Source organism: Kitasatospora sp. NPDC002522, from assembly GCF_053595195.1.
The window spans coordinates 1-1,867 of sequence record NZ_JBSFXE010000108.1 but is presented as its reverse complement, the minus strand read 5'-3'; the positions used below and the strand labels follow the sequence as shown (position 1 = coordinate 1,867).

The window sequence follows — 1,867 nt, the reverse complement described above, 5'->3', positions numbered from 1 at the left end:
CGGTCGGCGTGACCAACACCGGATCATGACCCGCCGACCCGACCCCACCGACCGGCCCCACGGGGGCCGGCACCGCCGTGTCAGCCGGGGCCGCGGCCGTCGTGTCGGCCTGCACGGTGGTGGTGTCGCCCTGGACGGAGTGCACGGCGGCGTCGGTCTGGGTGGCGGTGTCGGGCTGGACGGGGTTCACGGTGTCCGGCCGACCGGTGCTCTCGGTGCGGTGGCCTGCCGCCGTGGCGGGCGGTGTGGATGACGTCCCGTCAGTTCCGGTCAGCGCCGCAAGTGCCTCCTCGCTGATGGACTTCTGCGAGGCCCCGAAGGTGAACGGGGCGAGCTGGGGCGCGCCGCTCTCGGTGCGGGGACGCGGCGCGCCGTCGTCGGACGGCGCCGTCGCGCCGCGGCCACCCGCCTGGTCGGTGACCGCGCCGGTGGTCTTGATGTTTCCACCGTTCAGGGCGTCGTCGATGGCCTGCCGGCCCGGGTTCTCCTCCCGGGCCGCGTCGCCGGTGCCGGTCTTGTGGGTGAAGAGGTTGACGATCGGGGTGTCGGAGCGCAGGTCGAACCCGGAGAACGGGTTGGAGAAGAACCACTTGGCCAGGTCCTTCGCGCTCTGCCCCCACGACTCGTCACCGTCGTGCCCACCCGGCCGCGGCACCGGGAACGGCGCGGGGTTGCCGGTCATGTTCGCCAGGAACGACACGAAGTTCAACGGATGCAGCAGCCCGAAGTACTTCGCCCCGTCCGGGTTCTCACGCCACTGCCGCTCCCGCAACCAGTTCTGGTACCGGTCGAACAACGGCTCGAAGGTCTTGTGCAGGACGTGACCGAACGCGCCCATCGCCATCCCCGACACGAACGAGCCCCACGACGTCGAGAACGTGTGGTCCTCACTCCAGAACAGGTTGTACCCGATGTCCGACGCGACGTTCTGCCCACCCTCCTGCAGGATCTCCCCCAGCGCATGGCCCAACTGGAACAGCGCGTTGCCGTGCAGCGGATGCTCCGCCGTGAAATGCCCGAACAACCTCGCGAAGCCGCCCACGCCCTCCTTGCCCGCAGACGCCGTGAACAGGTCGGGGAACTCCCTCGCCATCCGCGACAGCGGCCCGCTGCCGGCGAAATCACCCAACGCCTGCGCCAACACCCCGCCCAGATGCGCGTGGTCCGCCCCCAGATGCCCCCAGTGCTTCACGAACGCGTCACCGAAGTTCCGCCCGATCTGCCGCGCCTCCTCCCGCAACGCCGCATGCGAAGCCGCGTCCGTCAGATGCTCCTCGAAGATCCGGCCCATCTTGCGCGCGAACGCGTCCGCGATGCTCCCCTCACCGAACCGGACGAACCCCGCCTCCAACTGCTGCACCGAAGCACCCAGCAGATGACCCACCGACTTCGCGAACTCCTGCCGCGCCGACGCCGAACCGAGCTTGCCCGCCTCCCGCGCGACATCCCGCTCCACCGTCCGCACCGCGTCGAGGACCAGCCCCTTCCCCAGCCCCTTCACCTCCGCCCCCACCACGTGCGACACCCCGCCCGCCACACCCCGGACATCGTTCAACCCCGCCGCCAGCACGTGGTCGAGCCGCTTCGACAGGATCGACGACGAGTCCTTGCCGATCAGCCGCCCCACCACCTTGCCGAACGCCTGCCCGAACAACTCCAGCGGACCCGCGAACAACCCCTCCAACGACCCCTGCTGGAACGACTGGAACGTCGAATCCGCGTCCCACGAATCCCGGTGGTGCGACGCCAACTGGTAGCTCTGGATCGCCGCGTCCATCGCCAACCCGCCCATGATCCCCATGAACGTCTGCGACGCGATCTGCCGCACCAACCAGAAGAACAGGTTCCGCAACGCCTCCCGCGTCGC

The 1,867-nt window shown here is 69.7% G+C and carries 1 protein-coding gene; it reads right to left on the bottom strand.

Annotated elements, in window-relative coordinates:
- The coding region (locus ACWD4U_RS34680; RefSeq protein ID WP_449787409.1) for a hypothetical protein at window positions 1-1,852 on the bottom strand (1,852 nt) is incomplete at its 3' end.
- Between the last annotated feature and the right edge of the window lie 15 nt (window positions 1,853-1,867).